10 protein-coding genes are annotated in these 22,735 nt (G+C 67.8%); 6 read left to right on the forward strand and 4 right to left on the reverse strand.

The features are described 5' to 3' along the window. The first annotated feature begins 266 nt into the window (after positions 1 to 266). The gene (locus Rhe02_RS02210; RefSeq protein WP_203906326.1) at positions 267 to 464 is read left to right on the forward strand and encodes a hypothetical protein; all 198 of its coding nucleotides are present in this window, start codon (positions 267 to 269) and stop codon (positions 462 to 464) included. A gap of 149 nt (positions 465 to 613) precedes the next feature. Here the strand turns inward: Rhe02_RS02210 and Rhe02_RS02215 are convergent, their stop codons facing one another. Next, positions 614 to 12,628, reverse strand: coding sequence for a LamG-like jellyroll fold domain-containing protein (locus tag Rhe02_RS02215; RefSeq protein ID WP_203906327.1), 12,015 nt, complete (start codon positions 12,626 to 12,628; stop codon positions 614 to 616). 116 nt (positions 12,629 to 12,744) lie between these two features. On the opposite strand from Rhe02_RS02215, the gene Rhe02_RS02220 reads away from it, so the two are divergent. Then, positions 12,745 to 14,202 (forward strand): class I adenylate-forming enzyme family protein, encoded by a 1,458-nt coding sequence (locus Rhe02_RS02220; protein ID WP_203906328.1) that lies wholly within the window; start codon positions 12,745 to 12,747, stop codon positions 14,200 to 14,202. On the opposite strand, the gene Rhe02_RS02225 is transcribed toward Rhe02_RS02220, so the two are convergent. Then, positions 14,187 to 15,596, reverse strand: a complete 1,410-nt coding sequence (locus Rhe02_RS02225; protein ID WP_203906329.1) for a dihydroorotase — start codon at positions 15,594 to 15,596, stop codon at positions 14,187 to 14,189. The two genes, Rhe02_RS02220 and Rhe02_RS02225, sit on opposite strands and share 16 nt — an antisense overlap. A 68-nt stretch (positions 15,597 to 15,664) precedes the next feature. Between Rhe02_RS02225 and Rhe02_RS02230 the strand changes: the two genes are divergently transcribed. The 4 genes from Rhe02_RS02230 to Rhe02_RS02245 all read left to right on the forward strand — a co-directional run bounded on the left by Rhe02_RS02230 (position 15,665) and on the right by Rhe02_RS02245 (position 19,542). Further along, on the forward strand, positions 15,665 to 16,849 hold the full coding sequence (locus Rhe02_RS02230) for a CaiB/BaiF CoA transferase family protein (protein WP_239123233.1): 1,185 nt from the start codon (positions 15,665 to 15,667) through the stop codon (positions 16,847 to 16,849). Next, positions 16,849 to 17,604, forward strand: a complete 756-nt coding sequence (locus Rhe02_RS02235) for a cyclase family protein (protein WP_203906331.1) — start codon at positions 16,849 to 16,851, stop codon at positions 17,602 to 17,604. Before Rhe02_RS02230 ends, Rhe02_RS02235 begins: the two co-directional genes overlap by 1 nt. A 148-nt stretch (positions 17,605 to 17,752) precedes the next feature. Further along, entirely contained in the window at positions 17,753 to 19,114 is a 1,362-nt protein-coding gene (locus Rhe02_RS02240; RefSeq protein WP_203906332.1) for an MmgE/PrpD family protein, read from the forward strand. Between the two features lie 2 nt (positions 19,115 to 19,116). Further along, positions 19,117 to 19,542, forward strand: coding sequence for a nucleoside deaminase (locus Rhe02_RS02245; protein ID WP_203906333.1), 426 nt, complete (start codon positions 19,117 to 19,119; stop codon positions 19,540 to 19,542). 2 nt (positions 19,543 to 19,544) lie between these two features. Here Rhe02_RS02245 and Rhe02_RS02250 read toward each other — a convergent pair whose 3' ends face one another. Together Rhe02_RS02250 and Rhe02_RS02255 are read right to left on the reverse strand one after the other, a co-directional pair. Continuing rightward, on the reverse strand, positions 19,545 to 21,059 hold the full coding sequence (locus Rhe02_RS02250; protein WP_239123235.1) for an HNH endonuclease signature motif containing protein: 1,515 nt from the start codon (positions 21,057 to 21,059) through the stop codon (positions 19,545 to 19,547). Between the two features lie 90 nt (positions 21,060 to 21,149). Beyond that, positions 21,150 to 22,697, reverse strand: coding sequence for a SigE family RNA polymerase sigma factor (locus Rhe02_RS02255; protein WP_203906334.1), 1,548 nt, complete (start codon positions 22,695 to 22,697; stop codon positions 21,150 to 21,152). Positions 22,698 to 22,735 lie beyond the last annotated feature (38 nt).

Raw genomic sequence — 22,735 nt, forward strand, 5'->3', positions numbered from 1 at the left:
GCACGCCTTCCTCCTTCAGCAACTGGCTCAGCAAGCTGGTTTCCGCATGGGTTCCCAAAAATCCATCTCGTCTCAGACTGTTGGCGGATTCCAAGGCATCCTTCACGCTGCCATTAAAGACCTGCCGAAATGCCTTCAGAATTCCGCCGCCAGTCGAGTTGTTGCTTGCGAGTCGCAGACAATAGGTACCGTTCTGGTTCAACAGATGCTCCCGCAAGTCGGCCGGAGCAGGACCCCAATCGCCATCGTCCGAGACGAGTCCACAGGTGCTTGACAGCCTGTTCTTTCATACCCGCCGCCGAGCCCCCTCACAATGGAAAGTCGTTGTTCCAAGGCGCGTCGAGCAAGTCGGGATCCACACCTGCTTCCCGGACAACCTCATCAATGTCACCTATTTCGGCGACGATCCTCAGAAATGGCGTCCGAAAATCCGCCTCATAGAAACACACGTCGTCGTCAACTAGCCGCTTAGGTACCTCGATAGCCGCAACGCGGAACCGCCCGTCTGGGGTCGGCAGTACCCAGACCCACGAGTAGCAGTCCGGATCGCCACTCTTGCGCTTGGCAGATATCAAACCCTTTGACATCACAAGACGATTCTTAGCCTGCGTTCTCACCGACCACCCCAGAAGATTCGAACGATTGGACCCTCGAATGTATGGATCTGAAGATGCGGGAAGTCGCCGTCGGTGTTGCCGGGCCCGTGTCCCAGTACACGACCATCATCTCCAAGCTGATCATCCCAGTGGTACGTGCCTGCCTTCGATCCAAAATACTGCCTTGTGCCTGGACCATCGAATCCTGCGGCATTCCGGTAGCCCGCAGCCTGATACTGACCGAGGAAGATCTCCTCAGCTTCCGACCGAGAGCCGACCATAGCGCTGGTCGCGCCATTCTTAAGGTCTCTTGCCGCCTGTCCAACCTTGGGGCTCGACCACGGAATATCGGGGCTGCCGCCACCACACCGGCAGCTCTCCGGATGGCCCGGAACCTTGCCACCGCAGTTGTGGACCAGGACCGGGGTGTCGCCGGCGACGACGTAGTAGGTGTGGACGTTGGCGACGGTGAGGTCGCGCATTTCTTTGACGCCGTCGAAGTTTCGGACCGCGATGACGTAAAGGGTCTGGCCGTCGGGGCCGGTGAGGGTGGATTGGCCGGGCTTGAGGCCCGCGGCGATCACCCAGGAGCCGGTGGTCGCGTCCCACAGGGGGTGGTGCTGGGTGGTGTGCAGGACAGTGGTCGAGGTCGGGCCGCGGGTGGTGCCGGTGCCTTGGGCGGTGCGGCGGCCGAGGTCGGCGGCGGGTGAGCCTTCGGCTGGGGTGGAGCTGACGGTGATGTCGGTCAGGTCGAGGTCGATGTTCTTGTGCAGGGCGGTGACGGGTTGTTCGCTGGTGTGGCCGGTGAGTGGGTCGGTCGCGAGGACCTTGTCGCCGAGTTTGATGTCGGCGATGGCGACCGCCACGCCGCTGGCGAGCAGGACTTTGGTAGCCGGGTCGAAGCTGTGCAGGTTTCTGGCTTCCTGCGCGACTGCCATGCCCACGTCGCGGACGGCGCAGGCAACGTTGCTGCCGACCTTGTTCTCGAATTTGATGGCGGTGTTTCGGACGGCCGACAGGGTGGCGTTGGCGGCTTTGCCGACCGCGGTGCTTGCCACCTTGGCCGCGGCGGCCTTGGCGGCGCTGGTGGCCGCGCTGCTGGCGGCCTTGCCACCGGCTGTTCGCAGGAGGGCTCGGACGCCGGCGCCGAGGCCTGCGCCCAGTCCTAAGGTGAGGACGCCGATGACGCCGCCGATGGCACCGTCGATGAGCGCGCCGCCCCAGAGTTCGGAGCCGGATTTGCCTTGCAGGGCACCGGTGGTGAGGCTGCCCACGAAGCCGCCGACGAAGCCTGCGGCGAAGGCGCAGCCGATCGAGCCCGCGCCGGCGGTGACGGCCATGCAGACCGCGCCGACGATGACACCGGCGACCGCGCCGGCGATGGCGCCCACGGTGCTGGCGTTGCGGCACCAGAAACTGGCCTGGCATTTGGCTTGCTTTTCCGCCTCGGCCTTCTCGATGCCTTTCATGGCGGTGTCTTGCAGGACTTCGCCGATCAGGAAGGCGGTGACGTGGTCGCGGTCGGTGCCGTCTTCGTAGCCCTCGTACTGGCCGCCGCGAAGGTCCATGATGCGGGCGTATTCCTCGCAGTCGCGGGCCTCGGCGGGCAGCTGGTCCTTCGGGATGACGACACCGTTGATCTCACAGGTGTCCTTGGTGACTTTGAGGACGGTGCAGTTCTCGAAGACCTTGGCACCGGTTGCGGTGGGGCACACCACCTCCTTGGGCGGGTCCAGCATGCACTTGGTGTGGTCGCCGATAACCCGGTCGCAGGTCTTCTTCACCGGATCGACTCGGATGTCTCCGCGCTTGGATCCGCAGCCCGGAGCGTATTCGCCGCCGTGGCAAGGTGGCTCGGGAGTGCCACCGCCGTCGGTGCCGCAGCCGTGGGCGTGCTCGGAGCCACGGCAGACCGGGCCCTTCGGGGTCTGTGGCGCGCTGCCGCCGTCTTCGTTCATGCGCATGTGGCCACTGGGGTCCACATTGGTCAGTGGGTTGTTGGCGACGTAGGAGTAGCGGTTGGGGTTGCCCGGGTCGGCGATGGAGTCGCGGGAGTCGAACTGGCCGGTGTCCGGGTTGTACCAGCGGGCGGCCATGTTGACCCGGCCGGTGCTGGTGTCGGTCCACTCCGATTGGAAACCCAGGCTTCCGATCAGGCTGGAGGTGCCGATGGGTTTGCCGAACGGTTCGTACTTGGCGTTGCGGGACAGGGTGGTGTCGGTGGCGCCGAACTGGGCCACGACATCGCTGTGCAGGTCGGTCCAGGTGTAAACCTTCGAGTTTCCGGAGGTGTCGGCCACACCCGCGAGGTCGCCGCCCGGGGCGCGGATGTATTGCGCTGTCGCATCGGCGGCCAGGTCGTTGCCGGTACCCGAAAAGGAATGCCCTGGACGGATGGAACGGCCGAGCGCGTCGTAGCTGTAGGACTGCGACCCTTGGCCGGTGATCTGGCCGAAGGCGTCGGCGGTGGTCGAGGTGGTGACGGTGCCGACCGTGGTGCCGCTCAGCGTTCCGCGCGGCGTGTAGGTGTAGCTGGTGCCGCCCGTGCTGCTGGTGAGCAAACGGTTGCGAGCGTCGTAGGTGAAATTGTTGGTGCCGGCGGTGATCCGGTTTCCCGAGTTGTCGTAGGTGTAGGCGGTGCTGGCGACGCCGTCGCTCCACGAGGTGATCCGGTCGGCCAGGTCGTAGAGATAGGTGTTGGTGACGTTGGGGCCGCCGAAGCCGGTGGTGGTCTTGGATATTTCGTTGCCGTTGAGATCCCAGTCGTAGCTGATCTTCCCGACTGTCGCGCCGCCGGTGGTCTTCAGCTCATCGGTCATGAGCCGGTGGGTACCGGTGTGGTAGCCAAGGACACGAACGTTGGCATTGCCGTGGGTGACCGATGTGACCTGGTTGAGGTTGTTGTAGCCGTAGTCGAGCTTCAGCGTGCCGTTGGTGATCGTCTTGAGCCGGCCGGCGGTGTCGTAGGCGAAGCCGGTGGTGCCCGCGGCGTCGGTGCGGGTGAGCAGCTGGCCCTCGGGTCCCCAGGTGGCGCTGGCGTTGCCGGAGGTGCCGTTGACCGACAGCGGCAGGCCGCGGTCGTCGTAGGTGATGGTGTTGGTGCCGCTGGCGCCGGAGAACTCGGTCATCCGCCCGGCGTCGTCGTAGCTGAAGGTGCGATCGGTGATGACCGAACCGGCCACGCCGTGCTGGGTCCGCAGATTGCCCATGGTGTCGTAGCCGTTGGTGACGGTCACATTGCCGGGGCTGAGCTGGGTACCGACGCGGCCGTTGAGGTCATAGCCGAAGGTGAACGTGCGATCGGCCAGGGCCGGGTGCGCCGCAGTCGAAGGCTCGATGTTCGACTCGGGCAGGCCCCAGACGTTGTACACAGTGTCGAAGCTGTTGTTGCGCCCATCGGTGAACCGGGTCTGCCGCCCGGCCGGGTCGTACCAGTATTTGTCGGTGATGCCGGTGGCGGCGGTGACCGGCTGGGTCGCCTGTTGCAGCAGGCCCGTGGCGTCGTAGGTGTAGGTGCGCGTGGTGCCGCGCGCGTCGGTCGCGGTGACCACCCGCCCGGCCTTGTCGAAAGACTGCGACGTCGTTGTCACGACGGCGTTCGCCGCGGTGTAGCTGGTGGTCGCGGTGACCTGTCCAGCCAGGTTGAAGGTCGGTTTGAGGTAGGTGCCGTCGGCCTGGGTGGCTTTGGTCACCCGGCCGCGGGCGTCGTACTGGTAACCGGTCACGTTGTTCGCCGGGTCGGTGGCCGAGGCGACCTCGCCGGCTTTGGTGAACGTGGCGTGCGACTTGAAGTGCGACGGTGAGTCCACAAGCGACTGCCGCATCGGGTCACCGGCCACAATCGCTGCGGTGCAAGGGGTTTCGGCCACTCCGTAACCGAAGCTGGTGGTGTACGTGGCGGAGGTCTGCCGCACCAGCTGGGTGGTGGTGCACTTGCGGCCCAGGAAGTCGTAGGTGGAGGTGTTCTTCGCGCCGGTCGGATCGGTCACCGACAGCACATCACCGAGCAGGTCATAGGTATAGCTGACGGCCTTCAGGTTCGGTGGCGTGATTTTGGCCAGCCGTCCCATCTGGTCGTAGGTGTAGGAGGTGACGTTGCCCATCGGGTCGGTTTCGGAAGCCACCTGCCCGGTGCTGGTGAAGGTGCGCGAGGTGCGCGGGAGCAGAGGCGTGGACGATCCCGGCGGGGTGTAGGAGGGAAGCCGCTGGGCCAGGGCGCGGCCGGCGGAGTCGTATTCGGTGACGGTCACCTTTCCGGTGGGGTCACGGGTTTCCGTCGCCGAGCCGAACGTGTCGTAGCCGATGGTGGAGATCGGCGGCAGGGTGGTGAGCACGCCGTTGGTCATGGTGGCCACCGAGGGCGCGGTGCTGACGACCTGCCGTCCGGCTTCGTCGTTTTCGTACTGCCACACGTTGCCCAGCGGATCGGTCTGCGCGATCACCAGACCACGCTTGTCCAAGGCGAAGCGCGTGCGCTCCCCCAGCACCCCGGCCGGGCTGAGCGTTCCGGCCTTGACCGTGGCCACTTCAGCGTCGGTCAGGGCGCGGGGATAGACCTGGACGTCGCGGATCAGGCCACGCAGGTTGGCCTCCCCGTCGCCGTCCAGGTGGCCGGCCGCCATGAAGGCGGTGGTGGAAAACGTCCCGGAGCCAACCTGGATGCGCGGAGTCCCGGCGATGTTGGGCTGGCCGTTGGCCGGGTAGTTCGGGTAGATGTACAAGCCGAGCGGGGCCACGGTGGACTTTGCGATGATGTCCACGGTGCCGTCGCCGTTGTAGTCGCCCGCGGTGAACAGATAGTTGGTCCAGCCGTTGCCGATCTGGACACCGGTCGCGAACGTGCCGTCGCCCGCGCCCTTTTCCCAGTAAAGAATCCCGGCCGGGGTGCGCACGACCAGGTCGCAGCGGCCGTCACCGTCCATGTCGCCCATCGCGTAGGTGTTGCCACCCACGTTGGTGCGCACGGTGATGGCCGAGGAGAGCTGGCTGGTGCCGGTGCCGCCGGTCTGGTGGTGGTAGACCAGGTTCCCGCCGGAGGTGGCCACGGCGACGACGTCGTCGCGGCCATCGCCGTCGACATCACCCGCGGCGATCTGGCTGTAGGGGCACGGGTTGAGAATGTTGGTCGCCGTCGAGCTGAACGTGTTGGCGTCGCCCTGCCCGGTATTGAGCTGCAGCAGCAACCCGGAACTCTCGCAGCGCAACAGGTCGTCCAGGCCGTCGCCGTTGAGGTCGCCCAGCGCGGTGGGCACGCCGGTGAAACCCGAGCCGAGGTCGACGGTGGCGCCCGGTATGGAGTTGGTGGCCGTGTCGCCGCCACTGTTGCGGTAGTAACGCGCCGCGCCTGCGGTGTCGCGGATCAGCAGATCGGGCCGGCCGTTGAGGTCCGCGCCGGATTTCGCCGCCCCGATCACGAATTTGCCGCTGGCGCCCCAGGGAAGAGCGACGCGTTTCTGGGTACCCGCCAAAACGCCATTGACGTAGATCTTCATGGTTTTGGCCCGTGCGTCGTAGACGCCGGCCAGATGCGTCCAGGCGCCCACGCTGACCGCCGTGGAGGAGGCCACGGTCTCGTAGCCGGCGCCGCGCGAGTCGTCGCGCGGCATGGTGAAGTTCCACCTCCCGGTGGCCCGGTTGTAGTAGAGCGTGAAGCCGCTGACCGCGGTGCCGTCCTGGCTGGCGATGGTGACCGGGATGGCGGTGCTGTTGACCTGGGTCCACGCCGAGACGGTGAAGCTCGAGCGGGTGTCCACCGCGGAGGTGGCCGAGGTCAGGTATCCGGTGCCGTCGAAGGACGCGTCTGTTCCGCTCAGCGTGACATTGCCGACCGCGCTGAGGGTGTTGCCGCCCAGGGCATCGGGAGCCAGCGCGCCGGCGTTGAGCCAGCGGGCGTTGCCCGCGTTGTGCGGGTTCGCTCCCTGCGGTCCATTGTAGACAGTGTGGCTGAGCACGTTGCTCTGCGGATCGTAGGTCCAGCGGTTGAGGTCGAGGGTGACCCCGCCGGTGTCGCTGGACGCGATCGACAACACGTTGTCATCGTCATCGTAGGTCGAGGAGACGACCCGGTTGAGCCCGCCGGGATCGCTGACCGAGCCGGTCTGCCGCGACGCCGCGTCGACCTGATAGGTGGTGACCAGGCTGCCGTTGCCGGTGATCTGCTTGGTCAGGTTACCGGCCAGGTCGTAGAAGTTCTCCTCCATCAGGTAGGCACGCGCGCCCGCGTCGCGGCTTTCCTTGCGCCACTTGCGCCACACGGTGCCGTCGTCGTAGTAGTCGTAGCTGGTGGCCCAGCCCATCGCGTCGACCGTGTTGGCGACGCGGCCGGCCGGGTCGTAGTCGATGGTGGAGATGACCAGGTTCGCCGGCGTGCTGGGCGCGTTGGGGTCGCCGGTCCAGTCCTTGACCGACGCGGTCAGCTCCCGGCCCACCGCGTCGTAGGTGGTCAGCACGGTGACGCCGGAGGCGTTGGTCACCGACACCGCCTGGCCCAGCCCGTTGTAGAGGTAGGTGGTCTTCTTCCCGGCCGCATCCGTTGCCTGGTAAAGGTTTCCGTGGTTGTCGAAGGTGGAGCTGATGACGCGAGCGGCGTCCCCGCCCTCCAGATCGGTGATGGTCTGCTTGGTGTTGTGGCCGTCGTAGTCGTACTCGAAGACGCTCTTGGCGCGGTGATAGGCGCCGGTGACCCGGTTGAGCACCCGCGGCATGCTCTGCGAGCTCACCCGGGACTGCTTGTCGTAGGCCAGATCGGTGTCCAGTGCCGGATAGGCGGCGTTCTGCTCGTGCTGCCGGATCATCCGGCCCAGCGCGTCGTAGGTGAAGGTCGTCGCCTTGCCGGCCGCGTCGGTGATCGTGGCGACGTCGCCGGTGCGGTAGTAGGACACGGTCTGCACCCCGCCGCCGGGGCTGATGGTGCGCACCGGCAGTCCGGCCGGGATCCGGCCGGTGTCCACGGCTTCGGTGCCCGAGGGCAGGCTGAAGTCCATCCGGGTGGTGCGCCCGATCGGGTCGGTGACCGCCACCAGGTTGCACCGGCTGTCGTAGGTGTAAGTGGTCAGGTAGGTGTTGTCGGCCGGGCCCAAGGACCGGCCGTCGCGTGCGGTGAGCATCTTGCCGTTGCACGGATCCAGCGGGTCGGCGGCGTTGTTGTAGTAGCTGTAGTAAACCGTGCCGCAGACGGCCGCGCTCGGGTCGGCCGACCGTTTCTGGCACGAGGTCTGCTCGGTGATGTTGCCCTGCTTGTCGTGCACGAACTGGACGTAGTTGCCGTTGGGGTCGGTCTGGGTGGCCAGCCGCCCGGTCAGCGCGTCATAGCCCATGCGGATGCGCTGCCCGGTCGCGTCGATGGTCTCGACCAGCCGCCCTGACGGTAGCTCAAAGCGTTGCTGGGTAAGCTTTGCGCCCGACGGGTCGGTGATGGCGTACCGCTTGGTCAGCGCGGTGCCGGTGGCCTTGTTGCGCGAGCCCGCCTGCGCCGAGGCCACCGCGGCGGAAAGCTGCTTGCGGTAGATGGACACCTCGGCGATGTCGCCGGTGAAGTAACCGGTCGCGTTCTGCTGCGCGAAAGGCCACGAACCCGAGGACGGCCCGGCACCCACCTGCGCGAAAGTCATGCCGGCGGCACTGATGGCACCGGTCAGCGCGGTGGCGGTGACCGGCACGCCGTCCAGGTAGAGCATCTGCGAGTTCGTGGAGGCCGAAAGCAGCGCATGATGCCACTGCCCGTCATCGACCCGGCCGACCGACGCCAGCAGGTTGGTGGCGTTGCCGTTCCAGAACTTGCCCCGCAGCCGGCCATCGGTGCCCACGTAAAGCGCCGGTGTCCAGGAGGCCGGGGTCGTGCCGATCGGCTGGTCCTGGTACCCGAAAAGCGTTCCCGTAGCGCCGGATCCGGCCTTGAACCACAGCGCGATCGACTGCGGCTGCGCTCCGGGCACGTCTTCGGGCGGCAGCTGCAGGTATCCCCCGGCGCCGTCGAAATGCGCCGCCCAGGTCGCGCCGCCGAACGGCCCCTCCGCGGAGCCGAGCAGCACGTTGCCGCTGTATACGGCGGTGCCCCCGTCGAGTTCGTTGACCGCGTCGGAAACGCCGGTCTCCGACATGCGCCAGTAGTCGGCCGGCGATGCCCCGAGCACAGTGCTGCTGTGCACGAGGTATGAGCCCTCCACCGCCGGGGCATCGACCTTCCACAGTCCCCCGTTTTCGTCCGTCACCTGGGTGACGGTTGAGGTGATGGCGTCATAGCGCACGTCGGCGGCGATGTTGCCCGACGGCCGGGTGATGGTGGCCAGCGGGCGGTTGGCGTTGTCGCGGGCGGATTTGAGCGCGCTCACCTGTGCCTGCGTCAGCGGCCGGTCGAAGAAGGCCACCTCGCCGATGCTGCCGGAGAAGTAGTTCGCGTGCCCCTGGTTGGTCAGCGGCGTCGGGTTGGGGTAGCTGGGCCACTCGCCGCCGAAGAATCCGGCCCCGAGGTATTGGTACTTCTGGTTTCCGGCGACGACGAGACCGGTCTTTGTGCCGACCGCTACGCCGTCCTGGTACAGGGTCTGGCTGTTGCCCGACGCGGCGATCACCGCGTGATGCCACTGCCCGTCGTTGACCGCGGGGCCGGTCGAGGTCATCGAGGCGTGCTTGCTCGTGGTCCACACCTGTTCCGGCGACACCGGATTGACGCAGTCGCGCACCATCAGCACGTTGCCCTCGGCCGCGGCCTTCTGCACCACCAGACAGCGGCCGGTGGAAGACACCACGATGTTGCCGTTGGGGTCCATGCGCCACTTCTGGTTGGCGTTGGTGCTGCACGGATTGATCACGACGCCCCGGTTGGCGACCCCGTCCACCGCGTCCAGGCAGCGCAGCTGCCCGCCGACGGTGGTGCCGATGGTGCCGTTGCTGTTCCATGCCCACTGCTGGCTGGTGGTGTTGTAACAGGTCCACAGGTGAGCCTTGGTGCCGGGGGCGTTCGACGGGCCGACCACGTCCATGCACAGCCCGGCCTCGCCCGCCAGCAGGCTGCCGAAGTTCGCCACCCCGGGCGCGACCGGGAACTGGCCGACGAGCTTGCCGGTGGTGTCGACATACAGCGTCGGGGTGTAGTTGCGGTTGGTGGTGCCCACGGTGATGGGCTGGTTCGACTGGCCGAGAATGACCCGGCCGGTGGCGGTGGTTTTGAACCACAGGCTCACGCTTCGGTACCCGGACTCGCTGACCAGATTCTGCGGCAGCGCCACGCTGGCGTCGGTGCCGTTGAACTGTGCCGCGGTGCTGGGCGTGCCGACGAGCGGGCCGGGCTGTCCAAACGCGACGGTCGCCGAGGGCACGCCGTTGTCCGCGCCACCCTGATCCAGCGCGCTGCTGACCGCCGACGACGACCCGGCCGCGTCATTGAGCCGCCAGTTTGAGGTGGGGCCAAGGTTTTCCACCAGCGACGGGTACCCAGTCCCCTGCGCCGCATAGGCATAGACCGTGCAGTGCACGCTGTCGTCGGGCGGGCACACCTTGGTCAGCAGCTGGCCGGTGTAGGTGAAGACCCAGGTCGATATGGTGCTGGCGTCCCCGGGCGTGGCCGGGTCGGTGGCCACCTGGGTCACGTGCCCGCCCGACCAGGTGAACGACAGCGCCCGCCCCGAGGCGGAGGTCATCTTCGACACCTGCAGGCTTCCGGCCGGGTAGGTCAGCGTCTCCTTGCGCCCGCCCGCGTCGGTCAGCGAGGTGACCGCATAGGCGCCGCCGCTGGCCTGGGTGAAGTCATAGGTGATGCCGTCGCGGTCGCGCAGCCGGTAGCCGAAGACCGGGGCGCTGACCGTGGCCGGGCAGGTGATGACCTGCGCGGAACTGTTCAGGCAGCTCAGTTTCGCGCTGCTGCCCTGCGGCGGGGCCCAGCTGTGGTCGGCCCGGCGGCCGAAGACGGCCTCCTGGCCACCGGAGTAGACCACCGAAAGTGTTTGCGGCGCATGGGAAGTGGCGTCCACGTCCAACTCGGAGATCCGCATGTCGGCCAGGCTGGACCAGCCGGTGCCGAAGGCGAGCGTGCTGCGGGTGTCAAGGCTGTTGTAGGTGCGCCGGTTGTCCAGCGGCGGCCCCACGGTCGCGATCTTCACGTCCGTGGCCGAGGTGGTGTAGTTGCCAGCGCTGGGCTCGAATCCCTTCACCCCGTTCTCGGCCAGCCGCGACGTGACCGGCGGCTGCACCGGCAGCGTGGTCAGGCTGTACACCGAGGGCGGGCTGGAGCTGGCGCCGTCGCTGGCCACGATAGCCCAGCTGTACGCCTCGCCCTTTTGCAGCTTTCCGGCCGGTACCTGCCACGACGACGACGCGATCTGGCCGGAGTCCGCGACCACCGCGCCGTTGTCGTCGTAGACCTGGAACTGATATGTGAACGGCGAGCCGGAGTGGTCCGGGTCGTGCGCCTGCGCGATGAGCACCGGGGTGAGGCTGGGCGAGTTGTAGCCCGATGGCGGGTAGGCCCCGTCGACCTGGGGGGTACCCGGTCCGGTGTAGACCAGAATCAGGTAGGGCGAGTAGGCGTAGTTGGCGTAGTTGCGTGAGGTGAAGCGTTTCCATTGGGTGCTGTCGGTCTCCGACGGCGCCACCAGAGCGAGCCCGTTGTTGGCCGTCCCGGTCAGCCACGCCTGGATCGGCGCGGTCTGCAGGGTGAAGGTGACCCCGGTGCCGACGCTTCGGTTGCCTTCGTCGTTGCCGCACGCCGCGCCGGGGTTCGGGGTGGCCGAACCCATTTCCGCGCCGAGGCTCGGGCCCGGCCAGTCGACCGTGGCCGCCTCCCACGCCGAGGTGACCGGTTTGACGAGGACCTTCTTCGCGGTGCAGTTGTAGGTCCACGACAGCCACGCCCACAGGTACGCGGCCGAAATCGTCGAACCGGCGAAGCTGGACGAGAACCCGGTGAAATGCATCAGCGAGCGGGCGACATGGGTGCCGCCGTCGTAGGTGCCCACAGCAAGGTTGTCCTCGGCGGAATGGTCGACGCTACTGGTCTTGTATACGTAGGTGTCGCCGGTCTCTTTGAACGACGAGGGGTCCAGGGTGACCGGGAAGACCCGCGCCGGGTCGGCGAGCCACTTCGCGTCCGGGGTCACCCGCAGCGTCGTGCCGCCGTTGACAAGCTCGTAGCGCACATCGTCGGATCGGGTGAAATCGCCTGAGGCGCGGTCGAATTTGGCATCGGTCATGAAACCGGCCGGAGTGGACGCCTGGACCAGACCGGCGGAGTCCTTGAACAGCACCGAGCCGTTGGGGGCCAGCGACGCGGTCAGGCCCTCCAGGTCGAGCGGGAAGTCGAACGAGGCCGGCACCTGTGCTGAGTGCAGGATCAGCGACTCCTTCACCCCGATGCCAAGCGTCTCCAGCTTGAGGTCCACGCCTGGCAAGACCCCGCGATACAGCGCGGAGTTCGCGTCAAGCAACGGCCTCACGGCCGCCGCCCCGGATAGCCCATAGGAATAGGAGTGCCCGGCGTCAAGCCGCATCGTCACCAGATGCGCATCCGCGCTGTCGCGGCCCAGCGTGAAGTCGGTGTCGGCCGCTTTCTGGGCCACCCGGCCGTCGCCGGCCAGGTGCAGCTGCCGGTCGATGCGCTGCCACACGCCCCGGCCGTCCTTGTAGTTGACCGGGTCCTGGTACACCTTGCGAGCGAACGAGCCGTCCGCGTTGCGGTACATGTCCGAGGTCGGCGTGGACTCCTCCGCTATGCGCACACTGGTCGCCGGATCGAACGTGCCGAACCGGTGCGGCGTGACGAACGGCTTGGTGACCCGCTGTTTGGCCGGCGGCCCGTCGGACAGGCCATTCGGGTCGGTCGCCGACGTCGGCACCTGATGGCTGTGCCGGTCGGCGCTGCCCACCACCTGGTGCGGAATCTGCCCGAACGCACCGGCGGCGAAGGAGGGCGACTGCTTGAGCCACGACCACAGCCATGCCAACGGGAAGCCGCCGTCGCTGGGCAAGGCCCCGGACGGCAGCCCGAACGAAATCGCCATGGCGAGGACAAGAGGAACCACGATGCGAACGCCGCGCATGTCAAAGCCTCCGTGAAGCGTGGCAGGTACCGGAGCCGCGATGCTGGCACCGGGCGGTTTCAGATCGGTTTCGCCGCCCCTTGTGCGCAGAAGGAAACGGTGTTTCCATCTGGGGCATGCTCTCTATTGCCGGTGGGGTACGCGAGTTCGCCCGCGCCACCCCGAAAACGGTCGCGGTCATCGACGGCGAACGCCAGCTGACCTATGCCGAGCTTGACGACAGGTCGTCGCGGCTGGCGCAGGCGCTGCTCGGGCGGGGGCTGACGCCCGGCGACCGGGTCGGGGTGCTGCTGGGCAACCGGATGGAGTACCCGGAGATAGCGGCCGGGCTGGCCAAGGCGGGCCTGGTGATGGTGCCGCTCAACCCGCGGCTGACCATGCCCGAAATCGAGTTCATCCTGGACCACTCGCAGGCGCGGGCCTGGATCGCCGACGGCGACTACTCCTGCACACTGCGCCTGGACGACACCTACGAAAAAGCGCTCGCGGAAGCGTCCAGCCACGACCCACGGATCGCGGTCGATGAGCGTGAAACGTTCTGCGTGGCCTACACCTCGGGTACCACCGGCGACCCCAAAGGCGTGCAGATCTCCCACCGGTCGCGGGTTCTGACGTTCTACGCCAGCGCGCTGGAGTGGGGCCTCGGGCCGGGGCGGCGCACGATCGCGGTGGCCCCGATGTACCACGGCGCCGGTTTCGCCTTCGGCTACACCGCCGTCTTCTGCGGGGGCACGGTGAGCATGCTGCGCTCGTTCGACCCAGCCGCGCTGCTGGAGATGATCGCCCGGGACCGGGCCCAGTCGGTGTTCCTGGTGCCCACCCACGCCCAGCTGCTGCGGCCGCTGATGGACGGCAGCCACGATCTGTCGTCATTGGACACGTTGTTCTTCAATGCCGCAGCTCTGCCCAAACCGCTCAAGGAGTGGGTGCTCGACGCCTTCGCCGGCGTCGGCGTGCACGAGCTTTACGGGTCCACCGAAGCCGGGGTGGTGACCAACCTGCGCCCGGCGCACGCGCGCAGCAAGGCCGGGTCGGTGGGTCATCCGTGGTTCGCCACCGAGGTGCGGGTCGTCGACGACGAGGGGCAGCCGGTGCCGGCGGGCACGCCCGGGGAGTTGTTCAGCCGGTCGCCGTACCTGATGAATGGTTATCTGCACAACGAGGCCGCGACCGCCGCATGCACCACCCAGGACGGGTTCCTGACCTCCGGCGACGTGGTGGTCGTCGACGACGAGGGCTTCATCAGCATCGTCGATCGCAAGAAGGACGTCATCATCACCGGCGGGGTCAACGTGTACCCGCGTGACGTGGAGGAGGCGCTGGTCACCCATCCCCTGGTAAGGGAGGCGGCCGTGGTCGGGGTGCCCGACGAGCGTTGGGGCGAAAGCGTTACGGCTTTTGTGGTCTGCCACGACTCGCTCACCACGGAGGCGCTCGACGCCCATGTGCGCGAGCGGCTGGCCGGCTACAAGACACCGAAGTCCTACCAGGTGGTGGAGGCGCTGCCGCGCAACGCCGCCGGCAAGGTGCTCAAGCGGCAGTTGCGCGACGAGCTTACTCAGCGCGAGATGTAGCGCCCGGCCGGTTCGCCGACCACTTTGCCGTCACGGTAGGCGATCCGGCCGCCCACCACCGTGGCCACCGGCCAGCCGCGCAGCTCGCGGCCTTCGAACGGGCAATGGTCCTGGCCGGACAGGAGCAGGTCAGTGGTGACGGTCTGGGTCAGTTCGGGGTCGACGATGGCGAAGTCGGCGTCGTGGCCGACCATCAGCTGTCCCTTGCGCCCGGCCAGGCCGTAGGCGCGGGCCGGGTTCCCGGCGGCGAGCTCGGCGACACGCTGCGGTGACAGGCCACGCTTGTGCAGGCCTTCGCTGATGAGCACCGGGTAGAGCAGCGCGGTGCCGCCGAAACCGGGCAGCGCCGGCCACAGCTGGTCGCCTTTGTGCTCCTCCATGCAGCAGGCGTGATCGGAGGCCACCCAGTCGACGGTGCCGTCGAGCACGCCCGCCCACAGCGCCTCGGTGTCGGCCGCCGACCGGATCGGCGGGTTGACTTTGGCGGTGAGTCCGCCCTGGGTGTAATCCAGGCACAGGTGATGCAAAGTGACCTCGCACCGGATGTCCATGGCGGGCAACGTGTTGCGGGCCTGGCGGGCCGCGTCGAGCGCCACCGCCGAGGAGAGGTGCAGCAGGTTGACCGGGCAGCCGGTCTCGTGGGCGAGCGTGGTCGCCTCGCCGATCGCCACCCGCTCGGTCAGCGGCGGCCGCGCATCCGAGTAGGCCTTGAGGGTCTGCGGGTCGCCCGCCGCGCGAACGCGGTCGATGAACAGCCGCATCAGCTCGGCCTGTTCACAGTGCAGCGACAGCGACACGCGCCGGTCCGGCCGCTGGTTCGCGGCGACCGCTTCCATGATCTGGTAGAGGTGGCCCAGGTCGTACTCGTCGCTCATCGTGAAAGCCTTGGCGTCACGCGAATCGGCCGAAAGGTTGAACCCCTTGTAGAACATGTAGTACTTGAACGAGCTGACCCCGTGCTCGTCGACGAGCGAGCCGACCTCGCCGACCTGAGCGGTGTCCATGGGCGCGAGGTGGAAGCCGTAGTCGGTGTAAGCCTTGCCCGCCACCGCCTCCAGCACCCGGGGGAAGATCTCGCCGTAAGGCCCGGTGGTGTTGAGGTAGTGCTGCCCGGTGCGGAAGTAGGACAGCACCGTGCCCACCCCGCCGACCAGCGACGAGCGTGTCTCCTGCGCGGCGTCGACCTCCAGCGGGCGATAGATGCCCAGGTGGTAGTGGGCGTCGACGGCGGCCGGGAAGACCAGCTTGCCTGTCGCGTCGAGCACCTCCTCCCCGTCGAAGCCGTCACCGATCGCGGCGATTCGGCCCTCCCGCACGGCGACATCCGCGCGTACCGTGCCGAGGTAGGGCAACACCAGCGTTCCGTTGGCTATCACCAGGTCATAGCGGGCCACAGCAATCCTCCCGATCTGCGTTTCGCACAATGTAACGCGGTTTCCAATTTTCGGGTATGGTCTGCGCCATGCCTCTGCACGGCCTTACCGTCGTCGACGCCTCCACCCTGTTCGCCGGCCCGCTCGCGGCGATGATTCTCGGGGACTACGGCGCCGACGTCATCAAGGTGGAACACCCCGCCAAGGGCGACCCGGCGCGCGGACACGGCCCGAGCAAGGACGGCGTCTCGCTGTGGTGGACGATGCTCGGGCGCAACAAGAAAGCCGTCACCCTCAACCTCGGCACGCCCGAGGGCGCCGCGGTCGCCCGGCGCTTGCTGTCCAAAGTGGACGTTCTCATCGAGAACTTCCGGCCGGACACCCTGGAGCGGTGGGGGCTGGCACCGGAAGCGTTGCGGGAAGCCAACCCGCGGCTCGTCATCGCCCGGGTCACCGCCTTCGGGCAGCACGGCCCGTATAGGGACCGGCCCGGCTTCGGCACCCTGGCCGAGGCGATGAGCGGCTTCGCCGCCATCACCGGGCCCGCCGACGGCCCGCCCACCCTGCCGCCCTTCGGCCTGGCCGACGGCATCGCCGCGCTCAGCTGCGCGCAGGCCATCATGACCGCCCTATACGCCCGGGAACGCACCGGCCACGGCCAGATCGTCGACCTGGCCATCATCGAGCCGATGCTGACCGTGCTCGGCATGCAGGCCATGGCCTACGACCAGCTGGGGCTCATCCAGCAGCGGCACGGCAACCGGTCGGTCAACAACGCGCCCCGCAACACCTACCGCAGCCGCGACGGCAAGTGGCTGGCCATCTCCACCAGCGCCCAGACCATCGCCGAACGGGTCATGCACCTGGTGGGTCACCCCGAGGTCATCGCGCAGCCGTGGTTCGCCACCGGCGCCGGCCGGGCCGCCCACGCCGACCTGCTCGACTCGCATGTCGGGTCGTGGATCGCCGCCCGCGACGCCGACGACGTCATCGCCGCCTTCACCCAGGCCCAGGCTGCGGTCGCGCCGATCTACGACATCGCCGACGTTTTCGCCGATCCGCAGTACCAGGCGCTTGATTCGGTCACCGCCGTGGACGACCCGCGCCTCGGCCCGGTGCGCATGCCCAATCTGCTTTACCGGCTCAGCGAAACGCCAGGCTCGATCAGATGGACCGGCCGCGATCTGGGTCAGGACAACCATGATGTTCTGGGTACCTGGCTCGGCCTGCCCGACGAGGAACTGGAAACGTTGCGCGAGAAAGGAATCATCTGATGCACGTGGTCGACCTCGCCCAGCCGATGCGCACCGGCATGCCGCAATCCCCCAACCATCCGCCTTTCCGGATGGTGCTGGAGCGACGCCACGGCGACATGGTCCGCGCCGACGGCGGCTCGGCCTCCAACGAGGTCATCATCACCGGCGGCCATGTGGGCACCCACGTCGACGCGCTGGCGCACGTCTCCCACGACGGAAAGCTCTTCGCCGGCAAGGACTTCGCCGAGCTGACCATCGACACCTTCGCCCCCTACGCGGGGCCCGCGGTCCTGCTCGACGTCGCCGCGGCCCACGGCGTCGCCACGCTGCCAGCCGGCTACGAAGTCACCCCCGACGACCTTTCCGCCGCCGCGGCGGGCCTGACCATCGAGCCCGGCATCGTCATCCTCATCGGCACCGGATGGTCGCGCCACTGGGCCGACGCCACCCTCTTCACCGGCCTGCACCACGGCGCGCCAGGCCCCGGCGCGGCCGGCGCCGCCTGGCTCGCCGCCCACCGCCCGGCGGCCGTGGGCGGGGAAACCATTGCCTTCGAACATCTCCCGGCCGGCCGCGGCCACGCCCTGCTGCCCGCCCACCGCATCCTGCTGGTGGAGCACGGCATCAACATCGTGGAGACCATGAAACTCGACACCCTGCTCGACACCGGCGTCAAAGACTTCACCCTGATCCTCAACCCCCTGCCCATCGTCGGCGCCACCGGCGCCCCCGTCCGCCCCCTAGCCCTCCTCCCCAAGGCCACCACGCCATGAGCAGCAGCGCGCCTTCCTTTCCCGCCGCCCGAGGTGGCTGCAACCTGAGCGGCCGTGCGGCATGGGGAGCACGGGCGTGGCGTTGCCGCCGGGAGATACGGCGGCCAGCCACTGCGGACCGGCGCAATGAATTGTTGGTAGGGCGGCGATGACGGCGGCGCGGGAGCTGGCGCGGTTTGCCGTGGCGTGCCGGGAGGGGCTGCCTGACGAGGTCGCGGCCGACGTGCCGGGGCGGGTGCTCGACATCGTCGGGTTGATGCTTGCGGCGCAAGGGGATCCGGCGGCCGAGGCGGTGAGCCGCGCGGTCGGGCGGTGGGGTGGCACGGGTGAGGCGACGGCACTTGGTGTCAGCGGCAGGCTTCCGGCGCCGGCGGCGGCGTTGGTCAACGGCACTCTGGCGCACGCGCTCGACTTCGACGACACGCATCTGCCGTCGGTGTTGCATCCCAGCGCTTCCGTCGTGCCTGCGGCGCTCGCGGCGGCCGAGGCGACCGGCGGCGACTGGCCGGGTGCGGTGGCCGCGGGCATAGAGGTGACCAACCGGCTGGGCATGGCCGGATTCGACCCGCAGCTGCGCAACTCGATTTTCTTCGACCGCGGTCTGCACGCGACCTCGATCTGCGGCACCATCGGCGCGGCGGTCGCGGCCGGTCTGCTGTATGACTTGGACGCCGACGGCATCGCCCACGCCATCGGCATCGCCGCCAGCATGGGCGCGGGACTGTTGGAGGCCAACAGAACCGGCGGCACAGTGAAGAAAACCCATTGCGGATGGGCGGCCCACGCCGGGGTAAGCGCCGCTGTCCTCGCCGCGGAAGGGCTGACCGGCCCGCCCACGGTGCTGGAAGGGCGATTCGGCTTCTTCGCGGCCTACACCGGCGGCCGCTTCGACACCGACGCTTTGCTGGGCGGGCTGGGCGAGCGCTGGGAACTGTTGCGCACAGTCTACAAGCCCTACCCTTCCAACCACTTCACCCATCCCGGCATCGACTGCGCGCTGGCGTTGCGCGCCAACGGTCTCGACCCGGCCGAGGTGGAGTCCATTGAGCTTGGCGTGGCTGCGCCCACGTTGCGCACGATCGCCGAACCGGCTGCGGAGAAGGCGCGCCCGCAAAGTGCCTACCACGGCAAGTTTTCCGGGCCCTATACCGTCGCCTCGGCCCTGCTCGGCGGCGGCGGGCTCGGGCTGGCGCTGGACGATTTCGTCGAGCTCGACCAAGCCCGGCTCGACCTGGCGGGCCGGGTCACCTGCTTCGCCGACCAACGGGCCACCGAGCTTTTCCCCCACGCTTTCGCCGCCGTGCTGCGAGTGCGCACCCGCGCCGGCACGCTGCTGGAACACCGGGTCGACTCGTCACGCGGCGGACCTGAGCATCCGCTCAGCCGCGACGATCTGGCGGCGAAGTTCACCGCCAACGCAGGCCCGCGACCCGACCTGGTCGACGCGGTGCACCAGCGGGCAACCGCCGCTGAGATCATGTCATTACACCTGGACACCAGATCGGAGTGACAATGACACCCGAGGACGAACGATTTCTGCGCCGGGCCATCGAGCTGGCAGCCAACGCACGCGCAGCAGGACAGGCCCCTTTCGGGTCGCTGCTGGTCGGCGCCGACGGCCAGATCCTGGCCGAAGCCCACAACACCGTGCTCGCCGACCGCGACATCAGCGCGCACCCAGAGCTGAAGATGGCCAGATGGGCAGCCCGCGAACTCGATGCCCAAGCCGCGGCCGACACCACCATGTACACCAGCTGCCAGCCCTGCGGCATGTGCGCCGGGGCCATCGAGCGGTCCGGTCTGGGCCGGGTCGTGTTCGCGCTTTCCAGCGACCAGTTCGCCACCCTCAACCCCCACTTCGGCTGGCCTTCCGTGCGCTACGAAGGCCCGGCACTGTTCGACGAGGCACGCATTCCGATCGACGGCTACTACCAGTGACGCTAGGGTGGCTCGGGTCCAACGATGTAGAGCTTGCCGAGCGGGCTGCGCCAGACGAAGATGCCGGGGCTGATTTGCCATAGGCGCCAACGGCCTTGATGTTTGGCACGGTGGTGAAAACGGCATAAGGGGCCAATGTTGCCAGGCTCGGTGCGGCCACCGCGGTGGTAGGCGATGGTGTGATCGAGGTCTGTTTGCAGGGCGGGCCTGCGGCATCCGGGTGCGCGACAGGTGCGGTCACGGGCGCGGATGTGCCGCGCCAGCGCAGCGTTGGGAAAGCGCTGGTTTGGATCGCCAAAGACACCGCCGGGCGCTGCGTTAGCGCGGGAGGTGCTGGGTTGTCTGGCTTCTGGCTGACCAGGTGTGGTGCTGGCGTGGGCAGTGCCACGGCACCCTGCGTCGGCCGGGCCGAATGCTGCGGCAGTGTTTGAGTCGTTGGGCCGCTTTGCGTCGGCCCGGTCGGGTGGTGCGGCGGGACGGGAGGTGGCATGAGGCTGGGCGGGTGAGGCGGTGGCGCGGGAAGTGTTGGGGTGCTTGATGTTGCGGCTTCGCGCCGGGCGCGCCGTGTGGCGGCGGTGGCCGCCGCGTGACGCGCTGGGGCTGCTGGGTGGGGTTGGCGCTGTGTCGGGGCGGGCGCGGGTGGTGCCCGTGTGGACCTCGCCCGTGTCGTTGTCGTAGATGGTGAAATGCCATGGCGTGTGGCGTTGCTGTTGGGCGATCTGGCGGGCGATGTCGCTGACGACAGGGCCGTAACCGTTGAGGTGGCCTGGTTTGTCGGCCAGCCCGGCCAGGGTGTCGAGGGTGGTGACCAGCTCGACGCTGCCTCCGGCCCGTGTGCTGTCGGTGGTGACGCCGAGCAGCAGGTCGAGGAAGGTGTCGGCGCGGATTTGGTCGAGGCTGCGCGGGTCACCGGCTTGTTTGACGGCGCGGGCGATCGCGGTGATGCGGTTGACGGCGGCCAGGGCAGCGTCGGCGGGAAGGTTGAGGCCCAGCACGTTGGCGCAGCTGTCCTCGGTGGGCTGCAGCTCTACACGCCGGTCGCGGACCCGCGCCCGATGCCGTGCGGCCGCCGCGGCCGGGTCGGCCTCGATCACCAACTTAGCCAGCTTGGCCCGCAACTGGCCGGTGGTCAGCGAAGGTGCCAGGGGTAGGACTGTGGCGGCGATGCGGCGGGCCAACCCCAGATCGAGTGTGGCTACGCCGTCGCGGATGACGCGTGCCTTGGGCAGGTCGAGGTCGCCGCGGGCCATGGCCGCGTGGGCATCGGGCAACCGGCGCACCACGTCCATGGCTAGGTCGAGCTGGGCGGCGGCGGCCTGACGGGTCCAGGCCAGCGCCGCAGCAATCTCGAACGAGGCAAACTCTGCCACCGGGGTGGCATCGAGGACTGCCACGAGTTTGGCCAACAGCACAGCCTGCCGCTCAGACAGCTCGCGCCAACTGGCAATAAGTTCGTCGACAATCGCTGAATCGCAATGCACAGCATCCGCGACGACTACCCCCGTATCGACTGACACACAAGAGATTCTAGTACAAGTGTTCGGATAGGACAAGACGTCAGAACGCTGCCGTTAAACAGAAAATCTGTTGCAGCGCAACAAAAATGGCTAGCTCACTCTGGTGAAGCTGGTGCCGCTCCAGGCGAATTCGGCTACCAGCTGGCCGGGGTTGCCGTAGCCGATCCGGTTGCCTTTCACCTCACCGATTCGCGCTTCGCCTGGCGGCGTGACGGTGGCGATGGCTCGCCATTGGCGGCCGGACAGGTCGAACAGCACTGTTCGCGGCGCTCGCCAGCTTTCTTCGCCCACCGGCGCGCACAACACGCTCAGCAGAAGGTAGGGCTGGCCCCGGCGGCCCAGCTCGACCAGCCTGGGATGCCGCCCGCTCGCGGCCAGGCTCCATTTGACCCCACCGACCTCGCTGACCAGATCGTTGTCGACCGGCACCTGCAGGTCGCTTGATGGGCATGCCAGCTGCGAAGCGACCGGTGAAAGATCAAGAGAAGTTATCTTCGGGTACCGAGTCGAGCCATCAACAGCCTCGAAGTTGAGCGCGTTCAGCCGAAACGCAAGCACGTCACCGAGTTTCATGTTCGGCATCTCCGCGGCCTCCAGGTAGAGGATCCCATCGGTGATCCACATGGAGTTCATCGCGAATTGCACCGGGACGGAGTTGAAGCCGAACAGTGCGCCGCCCATCAGGTCCATGCCGAGCAGCACGGACCTGTTGAGCCCCATCTCGAAACCGTCGCACTCGATGGGGACGATCGCCTCGGCCAGTCCGTCGCCGTCCAGGTCACCGAAGACGATCTCCTCGGGGGCGAAGCTGATCGAGCCGCCGTGCCCATCGGACCAGGTCGACCGGTGGGTTTTCGGGTCGAGCCGGAACGGCAGCTCGGAATACTGATTGCACATCGGGACACCGGGGATCGCCACGTTGCCCCAGTCCATCGCCCGCAACGGGTCGTGGCTGTCCACTGTGGAGGAAGGATTGGGCGTCGGCTGCACGGGCGGCGCGGAGTTGTTGCGGCGCAACAGTTGCCCGGCCGCGAGCACCCCGGCGACCAGCAGCACGACCACGGCCACGATGGCGGCCCGGCGCGCTCGCTGCTGCTTGCGTGCCCGCTGCACCACCTGCTCGGCGGGTGGGGTGACGACCTGCTTGCCCATGTCGATCGCGAGCTCCTGTGCCAGCAGGGCGCGCCCGCGTTGCAGCCAGGTCTTGACGGTGCTCACCGGCACCGCCAGCTGGTGGGCGACATCCTGCACGCTCAGGTCGGCCAGGTGATGCCACACGATCGCCTCGCGCTGCTGGCGCGGCAGCTTGCGCAATGCGGCCACCACGGCGACATGATCCGGGTTCATCTCGTCGACCTGGTCGGGCTTTTGCCGTACCAAATAGGCAGTAGCGGTCTTGATCTTCCGCCACCGTGAGTGAGCCAGGTTGAAGGTCACATGGCGCACCCAAGCCATCGGGTTGTCGTAGTCGGTCAGCGCGTCCCAGCGTTGCCAAGCCCGGCTGAACGCCTCTTGCGCGATATCCTGAGCCTCGGCCAGGTCGGCCGTATACGAGTAGGCCATAGCGACGATCGCGCCGAAATTCGCCCGGTAAAGCTCGTTGAACTCGTCCTGCCGCCGGGCGGTCGCGATCGTCATATGAACTCACACTCCCAGCCGCCCGCAGTGGACTCACC

The organism is Rhizocola hellebori, assembly GCF_016862955.1.
Classification (GTDB): Bacteria; Actinomycetota; Actinomycetes; order Mycobacteriales; family Micromonosporaceae; genus Rhizocola; species Rhizocola hellebori.